8 protein-coding genes and 1 pseudogene are annotated in these 26,991 nt (G+C 59.6%); 3 read left to right on the top strand and 6 right to left on the bottom strand.

What is annotated here, in order from left to right; all coding sequences use genetic code 11:
- From ACQG1Y_RS11415 to ACQG1Y_RS11405, 3 genes and pseudogenes are all read right to left on the bottom strand, one after another.
- Positions 1-16,665: an Ig-like domain-containing protein gene (locus ACQG1Y_RS11415; RefSeq protein WP_426737165.1), complete on the bottom strand. Its 16,665-nt coding sequence runs from the start codon at positions 16,663-16,665 to the stop codon at positions 1-3.
- Positions 16,657-18,006 (bottom strand): annotated as a pseudogene (locus ACQG1Y_RS11410) (Ig-like domain-containing protein); the annotation flags it as partial. The gene ACQG1Y_RS11415 and the pseudogene ACQG1Y_RS11410, both read right to left, overlap by 9 nt.
- 121 nt (positions 18,007-18,127) lie before the next feature.
- On the bottom strand, positions 18,128-19,465 hold the full coding sequence (locus ACQG1Y_RS11405) for a TolC family outer membrane protein (RefSeq protein ID WP_023303703.1): 1,338 nt from the start codon (positions 19,463-19,465) through the stop codon (positions 18,128-18,130).
- 732 nt (positions 19,466-20,197) lie between these two features.
- On the opposite strand from ACQG1Y_RS11405, the gene ACQG1Y_RS11400 reads away from it, so the two are divergent.
- Both ACQG1Y_RS11400 and ACQG1Y_RS11395 read left to right on the top strand, forming a co-directional pair.
- Positions 20,198-20,941, top strand: coding sequence for a DeoR/GlpR family DNA-binding transcription regulator (locus ACQG1Y_RS11400; protein ID WP_015570569.1), 744 nt, complete (start codon positions 20,198-20,200; stop codon positions 20,939-20,941).
- Positions 20,942-20,954: 13 nt separating this feature from the next.
- The gene (locus tag ACQG1Y_RS11395; RefSeq protein ID WP_063135178.1) at positions 20,955-22,022 is read left to right on the top strand and encodes an oxidoreductase; all 1,068 of its coding nucleotides are present in this window, start codon (positions 20,955-20,957) and stop codon (positions 22,020-22,022) included.
- A gap of 41 nt (positions 22,023-22,063) precedes the next feature.
- On the opposite strand, the gene cybB is transcribed toward ACQG1Y_RS11395, so the two are convergent.
- The 3 genes from cybB to ACQG1Y_RS11380 all read right to left on the bottom strand — a co-directional run bounded on the left by cybB (position 22,064) and on the right by ACQG1Y_RS11380 (position 25,114).
- Entirely contained in the window at positions 22,064-22,594 is a 531-nt protein-coding gene (cybB, locus tag ACQG1Y_RS11390) for a cytochrome b561 (RefSeq protein ID WP_015570570.1), read from the bottom strand.
- A gap of 87 nt (positions 22,595-22,681) precedes the next feature.
- Complete coding sequence (gene aldA, locus ACQG1Y_RS11385; protein WP_100135081.1) at positions 22,682-24,121, bottom strand: aldehyde dehydrogenase; 1,440 nt, start codon at positions 24,119-24,121, stop codon at positions 22,682-22,684.
- A 198-nt stretch (positions 24,122-24,319) separates the two neighbouring features.
- Positions 24,320-25,114 (bottom strand): YdcF family protein, encoded by a 795-nt coding sequence (locus ACQG1Y_RS11380; protein ID WP_017384495.1) that lies wholly within the window; start codon positions 25,112-25,114, stop codon positions 24,320-24,322.
- A 215-nt stretch (positions 25,115-25,329) separates the two neighbouring features.
- On the opposite strand from ACQG1Y_RS11380, the gene ACQG1Y_RS11375 reads away from it, so the two are divergent.
- Entirely contained in the window at positions 25,330-26,982 is a 1,653-nt protein-coding gene (locus tag ACQG1Y_RS11375; protein WP_017384496.1) for an MFS transporter, read from the top strand.
- The last annotated feature ends 9 nt before the right edge of the window (positions 26,983-26,991 follow it).

The following is a 26,991-nucleotide window of genomic DNA, read 5'->3' as shown; positions in this document are numbered from 1 at the left end:
TTACGCAATTAACAGTTGATGATTGGCCAACAGCGTCGCCAGATCCGTCTGCACGCCGTTCAGCGTCACCAGCGTGGTGGGCGTGAACTGACCGCCCGTCCCGTCCAGGTCAACCTGGATCTCGGTGTTGCTGCCGTTTTGCACAACGCGGATGTAGTCGGCGATGTTGCCCGCGCTGCTGTCCAGCGTCGCCACGCCGTTCACGTAGCTCGCCGAGCCGGTGCCGGTATAGCCGCTGTCGGAAAGCAGGTCGCGCAGATCGATACGGTCCGTATCCGCCGTCCCTTCCCAGGTGCCGACGGTAAAGCCGTTCACCACATCGCTACCGTTGCCGCCCGTCGCGTCAGACGCGTTGATCAGCTTATAGAGCAACGTATCGTGACCGCCGCTGCCGATGTTGAAGGTGTCGTTCCCGCCCCGGCCTTCGAACTGGTTATCACCGCTGTTGCCGGTGATCACGTCGTCATAGTCGGAGCCGTTAATCCCTTCAATATTCAACAACCGCGTGGTACCGAATCCGGTGTCCTGCGCCGTTGAGAGGCGCAAATCAACGGTTATCCCAGAGGTGGCATTACGATAATCCACCACGTCCATGCCGCCGGTATTGCTCCAGGTGTCGTAGTCGGAATGGGTATTCCAGCCGCCGGAGCCGTTATAGGTATAGGTCCCATCCTCTGCGATAAAGGTGTCGTTATACCCGGTACCGGTAATGGTTCCGCTGTGGCCGCCAGTGGCCGCTTCGGCGGTGAGAACATAACCCTCTTTGCCGTTGCCCGCGTCCAGGCCGGTCCAGGTGACGTTATCCGAGACGCCGTTGGTGATCTTCACGATCTCCGCCGAGTAGGTTTCGTTCGGATCCAGCCCGTAGAAACTCACCAGCGCAGAGGTATCGTTCGAGCCAATGCCGGACTGAGCGTTGATGATCTGCGAGGCCACCAGCACGCCCGCAGCGTTATACAGATTGACCGTATTGCCGTAGTACGCGTTGATGCCTTCGCTTTCGACAATGTGCAGATGCATCGCGGTACCGTCAGCGATCTCCGCATTGTTCTGCACCAGCACCACCTTACCGTTCTGCTGAGACACCAGCAGATCCTGCGCACCGTCCCAGTTGTAGTCCACCGCGGCGACGCCGGTGACGTTGGCCAGCCCAGAAGCCAGCTGGCTTGAAGTCCAGGTTGAGCCGTAGCCGTTGTTGGTGAACAGGGTCGCAGTCTGTGAGCTGCCGTAGGTGCTGAGCTTGATGATGTCCATCTGCCCGTCACCGTTCCAGTCTACCGCCACCGACAGATAGCCCGCCGTGGCGTTAGAGGCTTCCACCGCGCTTTTGGTCGTGGAAAGCTGCCCGGTACCGTCGTTGTAGTAAATCACCCCGCCGTTGTTGTTGTAGCTGCTGCCGAGGTACAGATCCATGTAGCCATCGCCGTTAAAGTCCGCCCACGTCATGGAGGCCGCCGTGGTGGTATTCGAGGCGTTGGCCACAAACACGTTGGTCAGGTTCTGGCCAATGGAAAGCGTACCGTTCCCGTTGTTGTTAATCACGGTGAGCGAGTACGCCCCGCTGCGGTTGGTGTGCTGCACGATGTCCACGGTACCGTCGTTGTTCAGGTCGACGCCGGAGATTTCACGCCCGGAATCGAACTGGCCGTAGAATCCACCTTCCCCGCCGGTGCCGTCCGGCGACAGAACGCCGTTGGTATTCACCAGGTAGGTCAGGGAGTCCATACCGGCATCGCCGTACGCCAGATCAAGATAGCCATCGCCGGTTTTGTCGTAGGCAATTACGCCGCCGTACCAGATGGTGGTTCCCATCGCCAGCTGGCTGGCGGTGTAGCTGCTGCCATCGTAGGTCCACATCACCTGTGTAGAGCCCGCGTAGGTGTTCTCCGTCGCAAAGATATCCTGCGTGCCGTTACGGTCAAAGTCAGCTGCCGTCTGGCTCACCACATAGTAGCTACGGGTGTTAGTTAACGTATTCCCGGCATAGGTTGAATCATCGCTGCTGGAATAAGACTGTCCATTAGCAATGATATTCCACAGCCCGCTGCTGTTCATGCCGAGAGTCATGGTTGAGTTGTTGCTGTTCCCCGCAGTGGTCGCCCAGTCGGTATTCACCGAGGTGGTATCGATCACCAGGCTACCGGTTGCCGTACCGGTGGTGTTACCGTTGCCCGCGCTACTCTTCACCTGCGCGGTTACGTCGTAACTCGCCACACTCAGGGCATCGCTGTCCGGGATCTGTAGATACCAGGTATTGTGATCCGGGTCGACGACCACCGCACCGCCGGTCTGGGAGGTGTAGGTTTTCCCGTTCACCGTCACCACCAGATATTCACCGTTCACCAGGTCTGCGGAGACCGTACCGCTGACAATCGGCGTGGTATCCGAGGTGGTCTGGGCAGTAATCGCCGCGGTGGTGGTCGGGATGCTGGTATCGACGTTCAGCACAAAGCCATCCGATTCCGTGTAGTTACCGGCTTTGTCGGTGACGCGCAGAATGTAGGTGTGATTCCCGTCGAGCAGGCCATTGTCCTGATAGGACCAGCTTGCGCTGCCGTTCATCGTGACCTGACCCAGCAAGATCCCGTCCCGGTAAAGCTGCACGATTTCGCCATCTTCCGGAGCGCGGTTAAGCGTACCGTTGATCAGCGGCGAGGTATCGTCCGTCGCGACTGATGCGCCGTACGTGCCTGTACGTTCACCTTCCCCGTCGGTATAGCTGACCACCGTTCCCACCGTGTCAGGCGGCGTGGTATCAACCGTTACCACCTGCGAAGAGGTTGAGCCGACGTTGCCCGCCTGGTCGATGATCCGCACCTGGTAGGTGTAATCCCCGTCCGCCAGATCGCGGGTATCCGTATAGCTCCAGCGCTGGTTAGTGACGGTAGTGTCAATCCAGGTATTACCGCCGTCGAGGCTGATCTGTACGCGCTCGTCGCTGGCCAGCGCGCTGCCCAACGAGCCGTTGATCGTCAGCGAGGTGTCCATGGTGATGAAATCACTCCCGGACTGCCCGGTATCTTCGCTGATGCTGTCAATGGTGATGCCGTACTGCGGCGCCTGGGTATCCACCGTCACGTCCTGCGTGGTGGTGGCCCCAACGTTGCCCGCCTGATCGACAACCCGCACCTGATAGCGGTAGTCGCCGTCGGCCAGGGTGCGGGTGTCGTTATAACTCCACCGGGTGCCGCTTACCGTGGCGTAAACCCAGGTGGTGCCGCCATCCATGCTCACCTGCACATACTCACCCGCCCCGAGTTCGGCCCCGAGCGTCCCGTTGAGCGTGTACGAGGTCGAACTGGTCAGGAAGTCGTTATTGTCGAAGCCGGTATCGACGGTGATGTTATCCACGGTCACCGTAATCGCCGCATCCGGCGCGACCGTATCGACCGTCACCTGCTGATGAGCGCTGGCACCTACGTTGCCCGCCGCATCCACTACGCGAACGTAGTAGTCATAGGTCTGGTTACCCAGCGTGCGGCCGTCCACGTAGTACCAGCTGTTGCCAGTGACGATCACGTTCTGCCAGGTGACCCCGCCGTCGATGCTGATCTGGGCATATTCGCCGTCGGCCAGCGTTGCGCCGAGCGAGCCGTGCAGCGTCAGGGAGGTATCATTGGTGATAAAGTCGCTGCTGCTCAGGCCGGTATCGTCGCTGATGCTGTCGATAGCGATCGTTTTGCTGGCGTCCGGCGCGACGGTATCAATGGTCACCACCTGGCTGGTAGTGGCGCTGATATTCCCCGCGTCGTCAATCACCCGCAGCTGATAGTTGTAGTCTCCGTCGGCCAGCGTGCGGCCGTCAACGTAGGTCCAGCTCAGGCCGCTGACGCTCACGTCAGTCCAGGTTGCGCCACCGTCGAGGCTGATCTGAGCGTGGTCGCCGCTGCCCAGGGCCGCGCCGAGCGTCCCTTTCAGGCTGATCTGGTTGTCGCTGGTAATAAAGTCGCTGTCGGACAGGCCGGTATCCTGCGAGACGGAATCCACGGTAATAGTCGCCGCCGCAGGCTTCGTCAGATCGATTACCACGTCCTGGCTGTCCGTTGCCCCAACGTTGCCTGCATTGTCGATCACGCGCACCTGGTACTGGTACGTACCGTCGGTCAGGGTACGGCCATCGGTGTAGCGCCAGGTGGTGCCGGTGACGGTCAGGTCAATCCAGGTGGTACCGCCGTCAAGGCTGATCTGCGCCTTCTCGTTATTGCCGAGCTGCGCGGTCAGGGAACCATTCACCACCACCTGGCTGTCGTTGGTGATGAAGTCATTCGCGCTGAGGCCGGTATCGTTTTGCAGGGAATCAATGCTGATCCCCATCGACGGTGCGGTGAGATCCACGGTAACGGTATGGTTATCGCTGGCGCTGTTGCCGATGGCGTTGCTCACCTGCGCTTTAATCACGTACGAACCGCCGTCCGCCAGCGCGGTCACGTCTGCGCTGCCGACCGTATAGCTCCAGGTGCCGTCATTTTGAACGGTAGCCGTGTAGGTTTTACCGTTAAGCGTAATGGTCACCGTCTGGCCCGTTGGCGCATCGGTGGTGCCGCTGATAACCAGCGGCGTGCCGTGCTCGGCGGCGTTGACGATATCATCCTGCGCAAAGGTGTTAATGGCGATGGTCGGCACGTCACCGTTCAGCGTCACGTCGTGCGTTGCGCTGCCCGGGTTACCTGCCTTATCGCTCACCGTAGCCGTAATGGTGTAATCCCCGTCGCTCAGGCCGAGGAAGTCGCGTCCCGGCACGAAGACGGACCAGGAGCCATTCGCCGCCACGGTCGCCTGATAGCTGTGGCCGTTGAAGGAGACGGTCACCGTCTGGCCCTGCTCCGCGGTGGTGGTCCCGCTGATGGTCTGTCCCGCCAGCTGCTCGGCGTTGTTGACGATATCGTCATCGGCCACGGTGCTGATGGTCACGGCTGGCGCGACGGTATCGACCGTTAAGGTATGCGTCGTCTGGCCGTTATTACCCGCCTTGTCGTTCACCGACGCGGTGACCGTCAGCGCGCCTTCGCTCAGGTTGGCAAGATCGGCGGCCGGGACGTCGAGCGTCCAGGTGCCGTCGTTTGCCACAAGCGCAGTGTAGGTTTTACCGCCCAGCGTGACGGTCACCGTCTGGCCTGCTTCCGCGCTGGAAGAGCCGTGTACGGTGAGCGGCTGTTGGGCTTCCGCCGCATTCAGCACATCGTCGCCCGACAACGTGTTCACGCTAATCACCGGCGCGGTGGTGTCCACGCTGATGGTGTGCGTCGCCGAGGCGCTGTTCCCGGCGCTGTCCTGCGCCGAAACAGAAACCTGGTAGCTCGCGCCGTCGGCCAGGGTGCCCACGTCGGCGGCCGGTACGGTGGTTGTCCAGGAGCCATCGCTCTGGATAGTGGCCGTATAGCTCTTACCATTCAGGGTGATAGTGACCTGCGTACCGCTGGCGAACTGCGCGCTGGAGCCGTTGATGACCAGCGACGCCCCCGCTTCTGCCGCATTGATCACGTCATCGCCGCTGAGGGTGTTGACGGTCAGCGCGACCGATGCGGTATTTACCACCACGTCATGGGTCTGGGTGCTGCTGTTGCCCGCGCTGTCGGTGATTGTCGCGCTGAGGGTCACGGTGCCGTCGGTCAGGGCAGAAATGTCGCTGGCAGGAACGCCCACGCTCCATTTGCCACTGGCGTCAACGGTGGTGGTGTACTGGTTCGAACCTATCGTGATGACCAGCTTATCGCCGACGCTGGCACCGGTTGCGGTGCCGCTGACGACCTGCGCCTGCCCGTGCTCAACGCTGTTGATGACGTCATCGCCCGCCACGACGTTAAAGCTGACGGTCGGCGGCGTGGTATCGAGCGTAATCGCTTTGCCCGCGCTGCCCGGGTTACCCGCGGCGTCACTCACGCTCACCTGCACGGTGTAGCCGTTATCCGCCAGAGTGGACAGATCGGCGGCCGGCACGTTAATGCTCCAGACGCCGCCCTGCTGAACCTGTGCGGTATAGCTGTTTCCACCGAGGTTAACGGTTACCGTCTGACCGACTTCAGCCGTGGTGGTGCCGGAAATGGCCACGCCCGCAGCCGCTTCGCTGCCGTTGATCACGTTGTCGCCGGCTACCGTGTCGATGGTCACGGTTGGCGCCGTGGCATCCACGCTGTACTCCCGGCCCGCAGACGCGCTGTTGCCGTTCACATTGGTCACGCTCACCTGCACGCTGGCGTCGCCGTCTTTCAGACCCGCAAGATCCGAGGAAGGCACGGTGGCCGTCCAGTTGCCGTCGGCATCGACTTTGGCGGTGTAAGACTTGCCGCCGAAGGTGACGGTAACGGTCTGGTTTTCCTCTACGTTCGAGGTGCTGCCGGACAGCACCAGATCCGCGCCTTTTTCTGCCGCGTTAATCACGTCGTCGGTAGCAATCGCATCAATACTGATAGCGACTGCCGCCAGATCCACCGTCACGTCATGACTGATGGTCACCGGATTGCCCGCCGCGCTCTGGCCTGCAACGGTCACGGAAACCGTGCCCGCAGCCAGGGCCCCGACGTCTGCTGCCGGGATCGCCGCGCTCCAGGTACCGTCTGCCAGCACGGAGGCCGCATAGGTTTTGCCATTGACGGTCACGGTGAGCGTAGTGCCTGCCGCCAGTCCGTCGCTGGAGCCGGTGACAATCAGGTTCTGTCCATGCTCGATGCTGTTAATCACATCGTCGCCCGCGACGGTATCCACGCGCAGGCCCGGCAGGCTGGCGTCGATAGTGATATCGCGCTCGCCCGTTCCCGTATTGCCATGGTCATTAGTGACGGTTGCTGACACCGTTAAATCGCCATTGCCCAGCGCGGTCAGGACGGATTCCGGCACGTTAACGGACCAGGTCAGATCGCTCTGCACCGTCGCGGTATAGGTGTTGCCGCCGATGTTCACCGTCACGGTGTTACCGATGTCCGCGTTCGCCACCTTACCGGTAATGGTCTGGCCTGCGGCCACTTCCGCCGCGTTGATGACGTTGTCCCCCGCCACGGTGTTGATGGTGACGGTTGGCAGCGCGGTATCGACAAGCAGGTTCGCCGTAGTGCTGATGCTGTTGCCCACGCCGTTGGTGGCCGTCGCGCTCAGGGTGTAGCTGGCTTCACCGAGGCCTGACAGATCCGCAGCCGGAACCGTCAGGCTCCAGGTGCCGTCTGCCGCAGTCGTCGCCGTGTAGTTTTTACCGTTCAGGGTCATGGTGACTACAGTGCCTTCCGCCAGGTTGGCGCTGGTGCCGCTGACGCTAAGATCCTGCCCTTTTTCTACCGCGTTCAGGACGTTGTCATCGCTGATGGCGTTGAAGCTGACCGACGGCAGACCGGTATCGACGGTCACATTATGCGTGCCGCTGCCGGTATTGCCCGCCGCGTCGGTGACTGACGCAGTGACGGTCACGCTGCCGTCGCTGAGGCCTGAAATCACATTCGCCGGAACGCCCACGCTCCAGTTACCCGCCGCATCCAGCACGGTGGTGTACGACTGGCCGCCGATGGTGACGGTGACGGTGTCGCCCGCCGCCGCGCCGGTGGCGGAGCCGCTGATAATCTGCGCCTGATTGTGTTCAGCCACGTTAATCACATCGTCACCTGCAACGGTGTGGATGGTCACCGCAGGTACGGTGACGTCCACCGTCAGGGTGTGGTCAACCGACGCCGGGTTACCCGCCTTGTCGCTGACTGAGGCGGTGACCGTCACGCTGCCGTCGGTTAATCCTGCCAGATCCGCCGCCGGAACGTTCAGCGTCCAGCTGCCGTTCGCGCTGACGGTTGTGGTGTAATCTTTGCCGTTCAGCGATACGGTCAGCGTCTGGCCTGCTTCGGCGGTACTGGTGCCGGAGATTGCCAGGTCTGACTGAGCTTCCGTGGCGTTCAGGATATCGTCGGTGGCAATCGTGTTGATGGTCACGGACGGCGCGGTAGCATCCACGCTGTACTCACGGCCCGCCGAGGCGCTGTTGCCGTTCACGTTGGTGACGCTCACCTGCACGCTGGCGTCGCCATCCTTCAGGCCAGCCAGATCCGCTGACGGCACGGTGTAAGTCCAGTTGCCGCTGTCGTCCACGGTGGTGGTGTAGATCCTGCCGTTCAGACTGATGGTCACGGTCTGCCCGGCTTCCACGTTGGTGGTCACACCGGACAGCACCAGATCCGCGCCCTTCTCCGCCGCGTTAATTACGTCGTCGGTGGCAAGCGCATTGATGCTGATGGCAACGGTAGCCAGATCCACGGTCACGTCGTGGCTGATGGTGATCGGATTACCCGCCGCGCTGTCACCGGTAACGCTGATTTTCACGGTGCCTTCCGGCCACGCGCTCACGTCGGCGGACGGGATCGCCGCGCTCCAGGTGCCGTCTGCCAGTACCGTTGCCGCGTAATCTTTACCGTTGACGGTAACCGTCAGCGCCGTGCCCGGCGCCAGGCCGTCGCTGGAGCCTGAAACAACCAGGTTCTGCGCGTGCTCGATGGTGTTGACCACGTCGTCACCCGCCACGGTATTCACGCGCAGGCCCGGCAGGTTAGCGTCGATAGCGATCTCGCGTTCGCCGGTGCCGGTGTTGCCGTGGCCGTTGGTGACGGTCGCCGTCACGCTCAGGCTGCCGTTGCCGAGTGCGGTCAGCACGTCAGACGGCACGTTGACGGACCAGGACAGATTATTCTGCACCGTTGCGGTGTAGCTGTGGCCGCCGATAGTCACGGTCACGGTGTTGCCCGCTTCGGCATTCGCCACGGTGCCACTCAGTGTCTGGCCTGCCGCCACTTCCGCCGCGTTGATGACGTTGTCGCCCGCCACGGTGTTGATGGTGACGGTTGGCAGCGCGGTGTCGACAAGCAGGTTCGCAGAACTGCTCACGCTGTTGCCCACGCCGTTGGTGGCCGTCGCGTTCAGGGTGTAACTGGCCTGACCGAGACCGGCCAGATCCGCAGCCGGAACCGTCAGGCTCCAGGTGCCGTCTGCCGCAGTTGTCGCCGTGTAGTTTTTACCGTTCAGGGTCACGGTAACCACGGTGCCTTCCGCCAGGTTGGCGCTGGTGCCGCTGACGCTCAGATCCTGCCCTTTTTCAACGGCGTTCAGGACGTTGTCATCGCTGATGGCGTTGAAGCTGACCGACGGCAGACCGGTATCGACGGTCACATTATGCGTGCCGCTGCCGGTATTGCCCGCCGCGTCGGTGACTGACGCAGTGACGGTCACGCTGCCGTCGCTGAGGCCGGAAATGACGCTGGCCGGAACGCCCACGCTCCAGTTACCCGCCGCATCCAGCACGGTGGTATAAGTCTGGTCGCCGATGGTGACGGTAACGGTATCGCCCGCCGCCGCGCCGGTGGCGGAGCCGCTGATAATCTGCGCCTGATTGTGTTCAGCCACGTTAATCACGTCGTCGCCTGCCACGGTGTGGATGGTCACTGCCGGAACGGTGACGTCCACCGTCAGGGTGTGGTCCACCGACGCCGGGTTACCCGCCTTGTCGCTGACGGCCGCGGTCACGGTGACGCTGCCGTCGGTTAATCCTGCAAGGTCAGCTGCCGGCACGTTCAGCGTCCAGCTGCCGTTCGCGCTGACGGTTGTGGTGTAATCTTTGCCGTTCAGCGATACGGTCACCGTCTGGCCTGCTTCGGCGGTGCTGGTGCCAGAGATTGCCAGGTCGGACTGCGCTTCTGAGGCGTTCAGGATATCGTCGGTGGCAATCGTGTTGATGGTCACGGACGGCGCGGTAGCATCCACGCTGTACTCGCGTCCCGCAGACGCGCTGTTGCCGTTCACGTTGGTGACGCTGACCTGCACGCTGGCGTCGCCGTCTTTCAGACCGGTCAGATCCGCAGACGGCACCGTGGCGGTCCATTTACCCTCAGCGTCCACCGTGGCGGTGTAGTTCTTGCCGCCGAAGGTGATGGTGACGTTCTGGTTTTCTTCGACGTTCGAGGTGGTGCCGGAGAGCACCAGATCCGCACCCCTCTCGGCGGCGTTGATCACGTCATCGGAAGCGATGGCGTCAATGCTGATGGCGACGTTTGCCAGATCCACCGTCACATCATGGTTGATAGTCACCGGATTGCCCGCGCTGCTCTGGCCTTCAACGTTCACGGTGACCGTGCCTGCGGCAAGGGCACTCACGTCCGCAGAAGGGATCGCCGCGCTCCAGGTGCCGTCTGCCAGCACGGTAGCCGGATAGGTTTTACCGTTTACGGTGACGGTCAGCGCCGTACCCGCCGTCAGGCCGTCGCTTGAACCCGTGATAATCAGATTCTGCCCGTGTTCGATGCTGTTAATCACGTCATCGCCCGCAACGGTGTCCACGCGCAGGCCCGGCAGATTCGCGTCGATAGTGATATCGCGCTCGCCGCTGCCGCTGTTGCCCACGCCGTTCGTGACGCTGGCGGTCACGGTCAGATCGCCATTGCCCAGCGCGGCGAGCACAGATTCCGGTACGCTGACGGACCAGGTGAGATTGTCCTGTACCGTTGCGGTGTAGCTGTGGCCGCCAACTGACACCGTCACGGTGTTGCCCGCTTCGGCATTCACCACTGTGCCGCTAATGGTCTGGCCGGTTGCCAGCTCCGCTGCGTTGATCACGTCGTCGCCCGCCACGGTGTTGATGATGACGCCAGGCAGCACGGATTCCACGTTCACGGTGTGCGAGGTGCTGGAGCTGTTGCCGACGCTGTCCGTCGCGGAGGCCGACACGGTGTAAAGCGCTTCACCCAGTTGCCCCACCTCGCTCGCCGGAACGGTTGTAGTCCATTGGCCATTGGTGTCCACCGTGGCGCTGTACGCTTTGCCGTTGAGCATCACGGTGACCACCGCGCCCGCTGCCAGCCCGGAAGCCGTACCTGTGATGGTCAGATCCTGCGTTTTCTCGCTGCTGTTGATCACATCGTCACCGGACACGGTGTCAATGGTCAGCACCGGCGCGGTGAGGTTGACTTCAACCTCGTGCGTTGTGCTGTTGCTGTTTCCGGCTTTATCGGTCAGCGCCGCGGTGATGGTGTAATCCCCGGCGGCCAGGGCACTCACGTCCGCCGCAGGCACGCCCACGCTCCACCTGCCGGAAGTATCCAGGGTCGCGGTGTAATCTTTGTTATTGATGGTGACGGTCACCACGTCGCCCGCCGCCGCACCGGTCACGGAACCGGTGACAATCAGCGCCTGCGCGTGCTCGGCGCTGTTGATCACGTCGTCGTCGGAAACGGTGTTAATGGTCAGCTGTGGCACCGTGGTATCCACCAGCACATCGCGGTCCGCCGAGGCCGGGTTACCCGCCTTATCCGCGACGGCTGCCGTGATGGTGTAATCGCCGTCGGTAATCGCGCCGATATCCGCAGACGGTACGGTGACGCTCCAGCTGCCGTTCGCCTGTACGGTGGTGGTGTAGTCCACGCCGTTCAGCGTCACGGTCACGGTCTGGCCCGCTTCGGCGTTGGAGACACCGTTAACGACCAGATCCTGCTGCGCTTCGGCCGCGTTGATGATGTTGTTGTCGCTGACGATCTCGATGGACACCGTCGGCGCGGTGGCGTCCACGCTGTATTCGCGGCCCGCCGAGGCGCTGTTGCCGTTCACGTTGGTGACGCTGACCTGCACGCTGGCGTCGCCGTCTTTCAGTCCGCCCAAATCGGCAGACGGTACGGTCGCCGTCCAATTGCCGCTGGCATCCACCGTCGCGGTGTACAACTTGCCGCCGAAGGTGATGGTAACGGTCTGGTTTTCTTCCATGTTGGTGGTCGAGCCAGACAGCACCAGGTCCGCGCCTTTCTCAGCCGCGTTGATTACGTCGTCCGAGGCAATCGGATTAATGCTGATGGCGACTGCCGCCAGATCCACTTTCACGTCGTGGCTGATGGAAACCGGGTTACCCGCCGCGCTCTGGCCGTCAACGGTCACGGTGATCGTGCCTGCGCTCAGCGCGCCGACGTCCGCCGCCGGAATAGCCGCCGTCCAGGTGCCGTCCGCCAGCACGGTTGCCGCGTAGGTTTTGCCGTTGACGGTGACCGTCAGCGCCGATCCGCTCGCCAGCCCGTCGCTGGAGCCGGTGATAATCAGGTTTTGACCATGCTCGATGCTGTTGATCACATCGTCGCCTGCCACGGTATCCACGCGCAGGCCCGGCAGGCTGGCATCAATCGTGATGTCGCGTTCGCCGGTGCCGGTGTTGCCGTGGCCGTTGGTCACGCTCGCTGTTACGGTCAGATCGCCGTTACCGATAGCGGTTAAGACGTCAGACGGCACGTTAACCGACCAGCTCAGGTCATCCTGAACCGTCGCGGTATAGGTGTTGCCCCCGATACCGATCGTGACAGTGTCACCGCTCGCCGCGCCGCTCACTTTCCCGCTCAGGGTTTGACCGGAAGCCACTTCCGCCGCGTTAATCACGTCGTCGGTGGCAACCGCATTAATGGTGACCTGCGGCAGCGCGCTGTCGACCAGCACGCTATGGCTGGTGTTCGCGCTATTACCCGCGGTATCGGTCACGCTGGCCGTCACGCTGTAGCTCGCTTCGCCCAGTGCCGAGACGTTCGCCGCCGGAACGGTGACGCTCCAGTTACCGCTGGCATCGGTGGTGGCGGCGTAACTGATACCGTTCAGGGTTACGGTGATGCGGGTCCCGTCCGGCTGGTTGCTGGTGCCGGAGATCAACAGGTCCTGGCCTTTTTCGGTCGCGTTGATCACGTCGTCAACCGCCAGGGTATTGATGGCAATCACCGGCGCGGTCAGGGAGACGTCAAACGCGTGCGTCGCGCTGGTGCTGTTGCCCGCTTTATCGGTGAGTGTCGCGGAGATCGTCTGATCGCCGTTAGCCAGCGCGCCCACGTCCGCCGCCGGAACGCCCACGCTCCAGTTACCGGCACCGTCCAGCATCGCGGTGTAGTCTTTGCCGTTCAGGGTCAGGGTAATCACATCGCCCGCCTGCGCGCCCGTCACCTTGCCGGTGACAATCAGCGCCTGGCCGTGCTCGGCAATATTAACAATGTCGTCGCCCGCCACAATGTTGAAGATAATCTGCGGCACGGGAGTGTCGACCAGCACGGACGCCCCCGCGCTGGCCGGGTTGCCCGCTTTATCGGACACGGTCACCGTGACCGCCGCGCTACCGTCGGTGATGCCTGCCATATCCGCCGCCGGAACGTCCAGCGTCCAGCTGCCGTTCGCCTGCACCTGGGCGGTGTACTGATTGCCGTTGAAGGTCACGGTGACCGTCTGGCCTGCTTCGGCAGTAGACGTCCCGCTCAGGGTCAGATCCTGCGCCGCCTCTGCCGCATTCAGCATGTTGTCGCCGCTGATGGTGTTGATGGTGACCGCTGGCGCGGCGGTATCGACGCTGAATGCCTGCGAGGAAGAGGCCGCGTTGCCGTTCACGTTGGTGACGCTGACCTGTACGCTGGCGTCGCCGTCCTTCAGGCCGCTCAGATCGGCAGCCGGTACGGTGCAGGTCCAGTCGCCGTTGGCATCGACCGTCGTGGTCCAGGTTTTACCCGCAAAGATAATGGTAACGGTCTGGCCCGCTTCAACGTTCGAGGAGGAGCCGGACAGCACCAGATCCTGGCCTTTTTCTGCCGCGTTAAGCACGTTGTCGTCCGTCACGCTGTTGATGCTTATCGCCACCGGGGCGAGATCGACATCCACAACGGTACCGATATTCACCGGGTTGCCGGAGGTATCCTGCGCGCTGGCGCTGATGGTGAGCGACCCGTCTGCCCACCGGGAGACGTCGGCGGCCGGAACCGCAGCCTGCCAGGTGCCATCCGCCAGTACCGAGGCGGAATAACTCTTGCCGTTGATGGTCACGGTGACGGTGCTACCCGCCGCCAGGTCGGTGCTGGTGCCGGAGATAACCAGGTTCTGCGCGTGTTCAATAACGTTAATGACGTCGTCACCGGCGACGGTATCAATGCGCAGGCCGGGCAGCTGGGCGTCAATGGTGACATCCAGGGAAGACGATCCGGTATTGCCGTGCGCGTTCGTTACGCTGGCCGATACGGTCAGGTCGCCGTTGCCGAGCGCGGTTAACTGACTCTGGGTTAACGGCAGGCTCCAGGTGAGATCGTCCTGTACGGTGGCCGTGTATGTCTGCCCGCCGAGGATAATCGTGACGGTATCGCCCGATGCCGCGTTAGAAACCTTTCCGGTCAGGGTTTGCCCTGCGGCCACTTCCGCCGCGTTGACGATATTGTCGCCCGCGAGGGTGTTGATGGTGACCACCGGCAGCGAGCTGTCCACCAGCACATCGTGCGTGGCAGCGGCGCTGTTGCCCACATTATCGGTGACGCTCGCCGTCACGGTGTAATTGGCTTCACCCAGCGCGCTCACCGCAGAGGCGGGGACGGTAACGCTCCAGTTGCCGCTGGCGTCGGTGGTGGCGGCGTAGTTGATACCGTTCAGATTAACGGTGATGGTGGTTCCTTCCGGCTGGTTGCTGGTACCGGAAAGCAGCAGATCTGCGCCCTTCTCTGCCGCATTGATCACGTCATCCGCGGCCAGCGTGTTAATACCGATAACGGGCGTCACAGTATTGACCACCACATCCACTGAACTGCTGCCGGTGTTGCCGGATTGGTCGGTCACGGAGACGTTAATGGTCCAGGTGCCGTCCGTCAGCCCCTGAACGACGGACGCAGGCAGGCCGAGGCTCCAGTTGCCTGCCGCATCCACCACGGTGGTGTAGTCCACGTTATTGATGGTGATGGTGACCAAATCGCCCGCCGCCGCGCCGGTGACGGAGCCGCTCAGGATCTGCGCCTGAGCATGGGCCAGCTGGTTAACGGTGTTGGTGTCGGTGACGAAATCGTTGATGGTTACCTGCGGCACGGTGGCATCCACCAGCCCAACGCGGTCCGCGCTGCTGCTGTTGCCCGCCACGTCACTGACGGTGGCCGTCACGGTGACATTGCCATCGGTCAGCGCGCCTACGTCGGCGGCAGGCACGTTCAGCTGCCAGCGACCGTCCGCCTGTACCGTGGTCTGGTAAGATTTACCGTTCAGCGTCACGGTGACCGTCTGGCCCGCTTCAGCGGTTGTGCTGCCGCTGAGCACCAGATCCTGCTGCGCTTCTGCCGCATTAATGATGTTGTCGTCGGTCAGGTTATCAAGCGTAATGGCTGGCGGCTGCGTATCGACGATCACCACGCGTGAGGCGTCCGCGCTGTTGCCGTTGACGTTAGTCACGCTGACGCTCACCTGCGCACGCCCGTCGATCAGCGTTTCCATCGCGCTCGCCGGAACGGTCAGGCGCCAGGAGCCGTCCTGCTGCACCTGTGCAGTAAAGGTTTGATCCGCGAATTTCACCACCACGGTCTGCCCGGCCTCCACGCCCTGCGTCTGACCAGAAAGCGTGACATCCGCACCTTTTTCCGCCGCGTTGAGCATATCGTCAGTGGTTACGGTATCGATGGTGACGGCCACCGCATTCAGGTCAAGCTCGATCGGGTGTTCAGCCGCCACGGTATTGCCCCAGGCATCTTCCGCGCTGACGCTGACGGTCATGCCTCCCGCCGTCCATGCCTGAAGGTCCGCCGCCGGCACGCCAATCTGCCAGTTGCCGCTGGCGTTAACCGTGGTGACGTATTCGACATTATTGATGGTAACGGTGATCTGTGTGCCTTCGGCCAGATGAGTGCTGGAGCCGGTTACGGCCAGATCCTGCTGCTGCTCGATGGCGTTAATCACGTCATCGCCAGAGATCGTGTTCACGCGCAGGCCCGGCAGTTCGGCGTTGATGTTGATATCACGTTCGCCGGTGCCGGTATTGCCGTGCGCATTGGTGACAGAGGCGCTGAAGGTTAAATCGCCGTCGCCAAACGCCTGGAGGTCGGCCGATGGGATCGTCACGCTCCATTTGAGGTCGCTGCCAACCGTTGCGGTGTAGCTCTTGCCGCCCACGGTGACAGAGACGGTATCGCCCGCCGCCGCGCCGGTGACGCGTCCACTGAGGGTTTGGTCAACCGCCGCTTCGGCGTTATTGACCAGGTTATCCCCGGCAAAGGTGTTGACGATCACCTGCGGCAGCACGGTGTCTACCAGCAGATTCGCCTCGGCGGAGCCGCTGTTACCCACGCTGTCGGTGCCGCTGACGCTGACGGTGTAAAGGGTATTCGCCAGATCCAGCACGTCGGAAACCGGCACCTGAACGGACCAGCGACCGTTCTCAACGGTGGCCTGATAGTTAACGTTGTTCAGCGTCACGGTGACAGCGCTGCCGTTCGGCAGATTACTGGTCCCGCTCAGGCTCAGGGGCTGCATGGCCTCCTGCGCATTCAGGACGTTATCCTGGCTGATGGGGTCAAGCGTAAATTCCGGCGGGTTGCCGCTCAGCGTAATGCCGTGCGTCGCGCTGCCGGTGTTGCCCGCCGCATCGGTCACGGAGACCGAAATGCTGTGGCTGCCTTCCCCCAGCGCGCCAATGACGGAGGCAGGCACGCCGACGCTCCAGCTGCCGTCCGCCTGGACGGCACCGGTAAAGGTCTTGCCGCCAACGGTCACGGTGACAACGTCGCCCTCCGCCGCGCCGTTCGCCTGGCCGGAAATAATCTGCGCCTGCCCCTGCTCGCTGGTGTTCAGTATGTCGTCGCCCGCGACGGTGTTGATAGTGACCACTGGCGCTGCGGTATCGACCGTGAAATCGGCGGTGGTGGATGACCCGTTACCCGCTTTGTCGCTGACGTTTACCGTCAGGGTGTGCTCGCCGTTAGCCAGCGCCTGTACTTCACTGGCCGGAAGCGTAACGGACCAGCTGCCGTCGCTGCCCACGGTCGCCGTGTGATTTTTGCCGTTTAGCGTGACCGTCACAATCTGGCCCGCTTCCGCATCGGTTTTCCCGGTCAGCGTCAGCGGCTGATTATGTTCAGCCGCGTTGATGATGTTGTCCTGGGCGATCGTGTCGACAGAGATCGCTGGCGAGGCGGTATCCACGCCAATCGTCTGGCTGCCGGACACGGTGTTGCCCGCCGCGTCTTTTCCGCTGACGTTGACCGTCCAGGTACCATCGCCCAGCGCCTGTGCGTCGGCAGCAGGGACCTTCACGCTCCATGCGCCGTTTGCCCCCACTTCTGCGGTATAGGTTTTACCGTTGAGCGTAACGGTAAGCGCCGTTCCCTGCGCCAGGTTTTTGCTGGTGCCGGACAGCGTAAAGCCAGCGGCCTGCTCGCTGGCGTTGATCACGTTATCGCCCGCCGTGGTGGCGAGCGTCACGCTGGTATCCGCTGTAGAAACGGTTACGGTAATACTGCCCGCAGAGGTCGTTTTACTGCCGTCGATCTGTACGACGGACCAGGTATGTTCCCCGTCCGCCTGGGTCGGGAGTGTTACCGTCCAGGTGCCGTCCTTCGCAACCATGGTGCTGGCGATGGTGCTGCCGTTGCCGTCTTTAACCTGAATGGTCGCGCCCGGCTGCCCGGTACCGCTGAAGGTGGGGGTGTTGTCATCCGTGACCTCTTTTGCACTCAGCACGCCCTGCTTGTCACCCGCGTTGTCCGTGAGCAAAAATGTCGGCGTGGCGCTTTCGACTTCTTTTGTATTATCAATAACCCTGGTTTTGGTTTCGCCATCGCCGCCGTGAGCCAGCAGTGCGCCGATCGCACCGCCCCCTAACGCCGCACCGGCAATCCAGCCCCACGGCGCATCGCTTAAGACGCTTCCCTGCTCCAGGAAAGGTTCAATGCTGCTAATGGGTGCAGCCTGGGCGGTTAATTCGGTGGCGGCAACGCCTGATGCTTCCCCGGCATCGGCAAATGAAATATGCGTCAGCTCCTGGTTATCGTTAAATACCAGCTCGGAATGATTATGGGTTTCCGTGTCTTCGACAAAATAATTATTGCAGCGGATCACGCTGCCATCTTTCATATAAATGAGGAGGTCATTCCCCTGGCGGACATAACGCACCACGTCCTGAGCAGAACCCTGAATTTCAATCACGCTCGGTGAGGAAATAGAGACCGAGAGATTCCCCTCTCCGGTTAATTTCGTCTTCTCTGCCGTTTTGCGAATGATGACATCAACAACTTTTGCGGTACTCATATTCTTCTCCTTGCAGGTGCGCGTATTCCTGTGGATATGTCCACCAGAGGGATGTAGCTATCCTTGGGAAAAATCACCCATTATTGTCTGACTTATTTCGCGCAGAAAGGCGCGCCTTTTTTTAACTTAAATCAGGTAATTTCGCGGCAGCGTTTTTCTCTATTCCGATAAGCGGCAAGAGATTATCCACCGCAGAGGCGTAATTAATCGCCGCACTCCAGCCATCGTATTCAGCCATTATTTTCGCTGAGGTGGCAGACCAGACATCCTGCTCCACGCTGAGCAGATCGTTAATGCTGCGCTTGCTCAGGGTATATTCATTTTTGTAGACATCGCGGGCGCGCAACGCATTTTCCAGCTGACGCTTCCCGGCTTCCATTCGTCCACGCGCCCCGGTCCAGTCGGCCTGTGCGACGGAGGCTTTTTGCAGTACATCAAAACGGGCCTGATCGACCTGGGACGATGCCATTGCCCTTGCGCCCTCGGCCTGACGGACGCGCGCCGAGACCGCGCCGCCCTGATAAAGCGGTGCGTCAATATTGAGCTGGATCTGATCATCCCAGTACGCGCGATTATCAGACTCATAGCGGGTGCGGCCCCCTTTCAGGCTTAAGGTCGGCCAGTGCTGAGATCTGGCGGTTTCTACGCCGTATTGGGCTGAACGCTCCATGTTCTGCGCGGCCATCACCGTTGGGATCAGTGAATAATCAATCCGGTTGAGAGAATCCGGCTCCACGGCCAGACCTCCCGGAACCGGTGAATAGCGTTCAGCCTGTATGCCAGTTAATACCGCCAGCCGCGCGCGGGCGCTGTTCAGAGACGCATTATACTGCTCTACCGTCGCCTGCATCCCGGCGATACGGGTGCGGGTCTGAAGCTCATCAGAGGTGGAGCTTACGCCAGCATCGGCGCGGAGTTTTGCCAGCTGCTCAACGTTTTTAAGCGCCTGCACGTTCTCTTTTGCCGCCTGCAACAGATCGCTGTAGCGTTTTACTTCCACATAGCTGAGGGCCGTTTTTTCCGCGACGGCAGACATCGTGCTCATCAGCTGGTAGCGATAGCTGTCACGCTGAGCTGAAGACTGGCTGATGCTGTTATTGGTCTTGCCAAAATCGTACACCAGCTGCGTCAGGCTCAGGCCCCAGGCTGCGGAATTTCGCAACGAGCCGCTTGAATCGGTGGTCTGGCTGTGACCCGTACTCCCGTTCAGGGCTATTTGTGGCATCCAGCCACTGCGCGCTTCGTCTATTTGTGCCTGGCCGATCCCCAGTTGCGCAGCCTGCTGGCTCACCGAGGGGTCGCGATCGAGAGCGAAAAGAATACTTTCTTTCATCGTCATTGCCGCAACGGGAGATATCCCCGCCTGGCCGTTATTTGCATTAGCCGCAGTCACCACCAGCGAAATTAAGGTCAGGGAGACAGATAATCTGAGCAACCTGTTATTGCATTTCATCTTCATAATATCCCCCGACTCCAGGTGATAGCCAAATAAATACCCAGGAAGAGGTACAAATAATCCTTCAGAAATCCCTCACCTCTTCTCGATTAATTTGGGTAATAGTTCCCCAAGCCCATTTCAATTGAGATGAGAGCCGTTCAATCTCTTTTTTTCTTTTAAGAATTTACTTAAATATTTATTGATTCGCAGCATAACAAAATGTGATATGAGCAACCACACCCGCAATGTTAATGCGGTGTTACAAATAAGAAAAAAGATGGGGTTTCTGGACAAAACGTTATAAAAGGCCTTTCAGATGAAACAAATAAACCCCCTGTAATATAAAGAAAATTCTAAAATGCCGCGGTGTACATTTTTGCGTTAATTTCACCCCGAATCAGACACAAAGATTTTCAAAGAAATGTCAACTTAAGTAATACACCGAATAAAATTGAATTATTTTACTTTAAAAATAAAAACTCATAGATATATACACTAATTAATAATTACAAATTAGTTAAACATTCTGGTTAGAGCCAATAATCCGGCAGCTTAAGCCAAATTTTCAAGTAAAACATAGCGATAACAACATACCTAAAAGATACATACATGTTTTTGATGACTGATTAATGCGATATCAATAATCACATCATTAAACTGTTTTTGGATAACATCCCGCACCTGTCGCGATTCCCTTTCCTGCAAAATGCTGTAAACTGCAATTTATTGCGACATTTTGCAGGATACTGCCCCATGCATAAAACCGCCAGACAGAAATATGTGCTTGATATCATTACTGAGCAAGGCCAGGCCAGCATTACCGAGCTGGCAGAGCGATTGCAGGTTTCGGCGGACACCATCCGTCGCGATCTGACCGACCTGGAAAAACAGGGACTGGCACAAAAAAACCATGGCGGCGCCATCGCGCTGAATCTCTCGACGATGACCCGAGTAAGCAGGAATAGCTTGCTCCCTGAAATTAAGCAGCGGCTGGGTAAACAGGTTGCGCAATGCGTGCCTGCGGGCTCGACGCTTTTTCTGGACGCCGGAAGCACACTGCTGGCCGTTGCCTCTTTCCTTCAGGGGCCGCTGACCATCATCACCCCTTCTCTTGATATCGCCCAGCAGGTTAGCGATCGGGAAGATATTGACCTGATCCTGCTCGGTGGAAAGTGGGATCAGAAACAACGCCTGTTTGCCGGAAGCGCCACCCTTTCCCTGCTCTCTCGCTACCGGGCGGATATTGCCATCCTTGGCGCATGCGCCATCCATGCCGAACTCGGATTGAGCGCCAGTCAGGAGGCGGATGCCGAAGTGAAGCGTGCCATGCTGGCCGCAAGCCAGGCGCACTGGGTAGTCGCCGACCATCTAAAACTCAACCAGTGCGAACCGTATCTGGTGTCAGGGTTATCCGAGATTCATCAACTGTTTTTAGATCGTCCCTGGGCAGAGCTCGGGGACCATAGCGCCTTGCAGGTTACCGTTGGCGCGCATTAACGTGGAGAAGGTCATGAATAAAGTGAAGACAATGAATATTGCGCTGATCGGGTATGGTTTTGTAGGTAAGACGTTCCATGCCCCGCTGATCCAGTCCGTCGAAGGCCTGAAGCTGGCGGTGGTCTCATCCCGGGATGGAGAGAAAGTGAAACGCGACCTGCCGGACGTCCTCGTTGTCGCCACGCCGGAAGAGGCCATTCAGCATCCGGATATCGACCTGGTGGTTATCGCCTCCCCTAACGCGACCCATGCGCCGCTGGCCACCCTGGCGCTCAATGCCGGCAAGCATGTGGTAGTGGATAAGCCGTTTACGCTGGATATGCAGGAAGCGCGAGATCTGATTGCGCTTGCGCAAGAAAAACAGCGCCTGCTCTCGGTCTTCCATAACCGCCGCTGGGATAGCGATTTTCTCGGCATTAAGCAGGTGATTGAGCAAGGCCGTATCGGTAAGGTGAAACATTTTGAGTCGCATATCGATCGTTTCCGTCCGGAGGTTCGCGTGCGCTGGAGAGAGCAAAACGTGCCCGGCAGCGGCCTGTGGTTCGACTTAGGCCCGCATATGATTGACCAGACGCTACAGCTTTTTGGTCTGCCGCAGTCGGTACAGGGCAACATCGCCACCCTGCGTGACGGCGCGGAGATTAACGACTGGGCGCACGTGGTGCTGAATTATCCGGAACACAAAGTGGTCCTCCATTGCAGCATGCTGGTGGCGGGTGGCGTTGCCCGCTTTACCGTCCACGGCGATAAGGCCAGCGTGGTGAAAGCGCACATCGATCAGCAGGAAGCCCAGCTGCTGGCAGGCGTCGTTCCGGGTAGCGAAAGCTGGGGTGAAGACAGCGACGCTATGGTGCTGTTTAATGCCCAGGGTGAAGCCAGCACTATCCCTGCGCCAAAAGGCGACCAGCGGCAGTACTATATAAACGTGCGCGATGCCCTTAACGGCAAGATTGACAACCCGGTCCATCCGGTGGAAGCCCTGGCGGTGATGGCGGTGCTGGAAGCGGCGGTAAAATCTTCGGAAACGGGTTCAACTCAGGAACTTGACTTAACGGCGCAGGAGCGCGCGCAACTGCAATAAGCCGCAAAAAAATGCCCTGCGGGTTCGCAGGGCATTATCGGTTACTGACGCTTTTTCGGCATCATGCGCAGCAGCGTGTTGTCCTTCCAGAAGTAGTGATGCATCAGCGCGGCAAAGGCGTGCAAACCAATCACGAAGTACCCCAGATTCGCCAGCGTTACGTGCCACTCCTTTAGGGTATCCACCAGGTCAAAATTCCCCTCCGCCGCATGCGGCATCGTCAGGCCAAACGCAAACCAGTCATTTCCCCGGTTATACATCATCACCATACCGATCAGCGGCAGCGCAATGAACAGCAGGTAGATTACCAGATGCCCGAGATGGGACAGCCCGGTGATCATCGCTTTTGGTTTCGGTTGAATAGGCGGAGCCGGGAATTTGAGGCGGATAAGCAGGCGCGCCACCATCAGCACCAGGATGCTGATCCCGCAGGAAACGTGGATCATATTAATAAGCGGACGATCGGTTCTTGGGAACCACCCTCTGAACTCCATGGCGCAATAGGCCATAATGACTAACAGAAAAACCAGCCAGTGAATGCTGATTTGCAGACCCGTATATTTTGTGCGCATGTTGTTTCCCGATAAAGAATCATTATCGCGCCAACATAACCACCTTTCCTGAAAATGTGAACCCCCTCGCATGGAGGGGGCTCCTGATTACGACTGCAAATAGACCACCTGCGTCTGCAAATACTCATTCAGACCGTGTTTGCCATCCGCCCCGCCGATACCGGATTTACGCCAGCCTGCATGGAAGCCCTGCATCGCTTCAAAGTTTTCGCGGTTAATGTAGGTCTCGCCGAACTTAAGCCCCTTAATGGCTTTCATGGCGACGTTCAGGTCCTGCGTATAAACAGACGAGGTTAAACCGTAGTCGCTGTCGTTGGCCATGTTCAGCGCCTCTTCCAGGGTGTCGAATGCCACCACTGGCAGCACCGGGCCAAAGGTCTCTTCGTGCATGATGGCCATATCCTGACGTACGTCCAGCAGCAGCGTTGGGGGATAAAAATACCCTTTGCCTTCTGCCGCTTTACCGCCAAGGACCACTTTAGCCCCCTCCTGCACCGCGCGCGCCACCTTCTGCTCCACGCGCTCCAGCGCGGCGGCGTTGATCAGCGGCCCCATGGCAATATCCGTTCGCTCAGCCGGATTGCCAAACTGGACGGCTTTCATTGCCTCGCCCAGACGATTCACAAAGCGGTCGTAGATCCCCTTCTGGACATAGACACGTTCCGCACAGTTACACACCTGTCCGGTATTGATGACGCGTGAATCCACAATGGCCTTCACGGCCAGCTCGAGGTCGGCATCGTCCATCACGATGGCCGGGGCTTTACCGCCCAGCTCCAGCCCCACTTTGGTGATGTTTTTCGCCGCCGCAGCCATGATCTTTTCACCTGCCCCGACGCTGCCGGTCATGCTGACCATCGCCACTTTCGGGTTCCCGGCCAGCTCCTGTCCGACGGTTTCACCCCGGCCCAGCACCAGGTTAAAGACGCCTTTCGGCAGGCCAATCTCATCGACGATTTTGGCAAACGCAATGGCGTTGTTTGGGGTAAATTCGCTCGGTTTGATAACGATGGTGTTGCCGGTGATCAGCGCGGGAGCGAGCTTACGGGCAATCAGGAAGAAGGGAAAGTTCCACGGCAGAATGCCGGTGGTGACGCCCAGGGCACGCTTAAACACCAGAATACTTTCGCCCGGACGGTCGCTCTGAATGATTTCCCCTTCATAACGGCGCGCCCACTCGGCCATATAGTCGATATAGTCAGCGGTAAAGTTCACTTCCACTTCCGCCAGCTGCTGGATCTTGCCGCCTTCGGCCACAATCAGCGCACTGATTTCACTGACGCGCTCGCGGATCCCGGCGGAAATTTTGCGTAGCCAGCTGGCGCGTTCAATAGCAGGCAGCGCCTCCCAGCCAGCCTGCGCGCGATCTGCCGCGTCAATGGCCTTGCGGGCGTCCTCGGCGCTGCCGTCGGGAATACGGGAAATGACCTCTTCCGTGGCCGGATTGATCACGTCAATCCATGCATCACCCTGCCAGGCAACAAACTGTCCATCAATATACATAGGATGTTGTACGGGTACTGTCATAACCTGCTCCTGTAATCACACTGTTTTTAACAAGTAAACTTAATGTTAAAAACTATAATTACCGGGGCAATTGCCTACTCTATGAGTCTGTTTTTGTGAGATATCTCATAAAAGAAACGGGTCAGCCCGTTTCCAAAATCACAAATCGGCAACACAGGATGCCCGTTTGCGTAAAAGATGGCGCAAACGGGCAGAGCATCACAGCAGGGAACGGCTCACCAGCGCGTCGGTGAGAATGACGTCGTTTCGCAAGATCTGCCACGCGGCGTCCACGTCGGCAGGGATATCGACATGGGCAATGAAATCACGTCCCGCCGGACCGTAGCCGTTGATGTCGTCCCTGAGTCGCGGAAATTCACCCAGCACCAGCGACAAGTAGCGCTCTACCGGCCATAACCCCTCGACCGGGCCGCTAAACACCAGACCGTCGTCGCTGTTTTGCAGCACGGGCGTCAGGCCGGGATGACTCACCCATGCGGGCGATGCGGCCTCGTCGCGGCAAACGCGGGCAAACGTAGCCATTGTGCGACGCTGCATTGTCGGGTCCTGCACCACCAGCACCCGGGCGGCGTTCAGTCCGGATTGTTTCATCAACGCCCGGCTGAAGCGGGCGTTTTCGCCACAGTTGGTCGACTGATCCTCAACGTGAAGATGCTCGGCCGGAATGTTCCAGAATTCACGGGCGATGTCGGCCAGAATAGCCGCCTCAGCACGTCCGGTGGTGGGTATCCTGTTATAGCGGGGGTGTTTCGCAATCGCGGCGTAGAGGAAGGTCGTCGAGTGACCGATCCCGCCGCTGATGATCAGAGGAACACCCTGTTCAGCCGCGATTTTACAGGCAGCATCAATCGCGGGGATCACCGCATTACCCGCCAGAATCACCAGATCAACGGGCTGGTTGTCCTGATAGTCGTCCTGAGCAAGCCACGCCCCAACGGTATTCACGGCGTCGAGGGTTGTGCCAGGCAGACAGGGGAAAAGTGCCATTGTCATCGTTACCTCCTTACAGCATACAGAGCCTTCGATTATCCCCCTTTCTGCGCGTCATGCTATGGCATGAATGCTGAAAAAAACGGGCCGGGACGTGCTCAAAAAGCACTCACATTTGATTAACTTGAGAAAATCGTATTCACTTGAATTATGATTTGCGTCAGCCTTAGAATCATTAGCCCGCTCACAATTCAACATTTTGAAAGGTAAACCACGTTATGCGCCTGCCCCAACGCGACCCTTATGCTCCTCGCGAGTGGCAGCCACACGAGAAACCCGCCCTGCTGGGTTCCCCTTCCACCCCGGAACATCCAACGTCGAAACGAATCGCCTATGGCGTGGTCGGCCTGCTGGTGTGTCTGACCGGGGCGCTGGGTAACGCGGTCGTCACCGCCAATCTGCAAAATCTGCAAGGCACCTTTGGCGCCTGGTCGACCGAAATCGCCTGGCTCCCCGCCGTCTATGTCATGACCAACGTCTCCATCAACCTGCTGCTGGTAAAGTTTCGCCAGCAGTACGGTTTGCGCGCCTTTACGGAAGGCTTCCTGGTGCTGTATGTGCTGGTCACCTTTTTCCACCTGTTTGTGAACGATCTCAGCTCGGCGCTGATGGTACGTGCGGCACACGGGATGGTCGCCGCCGCGCTCAGCTCGCTCGGCATTTATTACCAGATCCAGGCCTGGCCCGCGAAGCACCGACTGAAGGCGCTGACCATCGGCATAACCGGGTCGTCGCTGGCGATCCCGCTGGCGCGGCTGTTCTCCACCGAGCTGTTACAGCTTGATGAGTGGCGCGGGCTGTACTTCTTCGAGCTGGGTCTGGCCCTGATCTCCCTGGCCTGCGTGATGGCGCTCAAGCTGCCGCCGGGCGATCGACGCAAGGTCTTCGAGAAGAAAGATTTCATCACCTTCTTTTTGCTTGCGCCCGGCATGGCGCTGCTGTGCGCGGTTCTGTCGTTAGGGCGTCTGGACTGGTGGTTTGAAGCGCCGTGGATCGGCTGGGCGCTGGCTCTCTCGCTGGTGCTGATTGTCTCCGCGATCGTGTTTGAACATAACCGCAACAACCCGCTGCTTAATACCCGTTGGCTCTCCAGCGGCAGCATCGTACGCCTGGGGCTGATCATGCTGCTGATCCGCATCGTACTGGCGGAGCAGAACACGGGCGTCATCGGCTGGCTGCAATATGTAGGCTTACAGAATGAACAGATGACCCATCTGGCGTGGGCTATTTTCGCCGGGATCGTCTGCGGTATCGTCACCAGCTGTCTGACGATTAAGCCCACTAAACTGGCCTGGCCGATTATCACCTCGCTGGCGCTGATGATCGTTGCCTCGCTGCTGGACAGCCAGTCCAACAACCTGACCCGGCCGGATCAGCTTATATTCAGCCAGTTCCTGCTGGGCTTCGGCAGCGCGTTCTTCCTTGCGCCTGCGATGCTGGCCGCCATTGGCGGGGTGATCGCCGATCCGCGCAATCTGGTCAGCTTTTCCGTGATGTTTGGCATGAGTCAGAACCTTGGGGGCCTGCTGGGTTCCGCGATCCTCGGCACCTTCCAGACCTGGCGCGAGAAGTACCATTCCAGCCTGCTGGCTGACCAGCTCACCACCCTTAACCCGCTGGTGAACGAACGCATACAGCTTTACACCCAGATGTACAAAAGCCTGGTTGGCGACAGTTCCCTGCTGGGAACCCAGGCCATAACTCAGCTTCAGTCGGTGACGACGCTTGAGGCGAATATTCTGGCTTACAACGATACTTATCTCCTGACGGCGAGCATTGCCACTGCCACGCTGGTCTGGATTTTATGGCGCTTGCTGCGTCTGCGCATCACCGCCCGTATGGCCCTTAAGAACGCCACTGGCAACAAGTAATGACTATTT

This window comes from Enterobacter cloacae complex sp. 397G4 (assembly GCF_050031515.1).
Classification (GTDB): Bacteria; Pseudomonadota; Gammaproteobacteria; order Enterobacterales; family Enterobacteriaceae; genus Enterobacter; species Enterobacter hormaechei_C.
This window is presented reverse-complemented; position numbering and strand designations above follow the sequence as displayed.